The sequence below is a fragment of the Sphingobium sp. LMA1-1-1.1 genome, from assembly GCF_040676365.1.
Taxonomy (GTDB): domain Bacteria; phylum Pseudomonadota; class Alphaproteobacteria; order Sphingomonadales; family Sphingomonadaceae; genus Sphingobium.
On sequence record NZ_JBEGHS010000028.1, the window covers coordinates 1 to 853 of the forward strand.

Here is an 853-nt window from a genome sequence, read left to right on the forward strand (position 1 = left end):
GCGGCTATCACCTCGATTTCTGCCATGATCGGTTGTTCCGGCGACACGCTGCTGGAGTGGGTAAAAAAGGCCGAAGTGAACAGTGGCAAGCGGGCCGGCGTTCCGACCGAGTTGGCGGACCGGTTGAAGGCGCTGGAACGCGAGAACCGCGAGCTCCGGCAGGCCAACGAGATCCTGCGCAAGGCTTCCGCATATTTTGCCCAGGCGGAGCTCGACCGCCCGTTCAAGCGATGACCAGCTTCATTGATGAGCATCGGGGTGAGTATGGGGTCGAGCCGATCTGCCGGGTTCTGCCGATCGCCCCATCCACCTACCATGAACGTGTGGCGCAGCGCCGCGATCCTTCGCGCCTGTCGCCACGTGCCCAGCGCGACGAGGCGATGAAGCCCGAGGTCCGGCGGGTGTTCGATGCCAACTTCAAGGTCTACGGCGTACGCAAGGTGTGGCGGCAGATGAGGCGCGAGGGCTTCGATATCACCCGCTGCACGGTGGAACGGCTGATGCGTGATCTCGGCCTGCAGGGCGTGATCCGTGGCAAGCCGGTGAAGACGACGATCAGCGCCAAGGCGGCACCGTGTCCGCTAGATCAGGTCAACCGCCAGTTTCATGCGCCCGCGCCAAACATGCTGTGGGTGTCGGACTTCACTTACGTCGCGACTTGGGTAGGGTTCGTCTACGTGGCCTTCGTGATCGACGTCTACGCCCGCTACATCGTGGGCTGGCGGGTGAGCAGGACGGCGCATGCCAGCTTCGTGCTGGATGCCCTCGAACAGGCGATCCATGATCGGCGCCCTGTCCATCGCGGTGGCCTCATCCACCACAGCGACCGCGGCAGCCAGTATGTCTCGATCAA

Annotated in this window: 1 pseudogene and 1 other annotated feature; the pseudogene reads left to right on the forward strand. The window is 63.5% G+C overall.

Annotation, left to right across the window (positions count from 1 at the left end):
- Positions 1–853 (forward strand): annotated as a pseudogene (locus MRBLMA1_RS14040) (IS3 family transposase); the annotation flags it as partial.
- Positions 189–305: a sequence feature (AL1L pseudoknot), on the forward strand. Its footprint overlaps the pseudogene before it by 117 nt.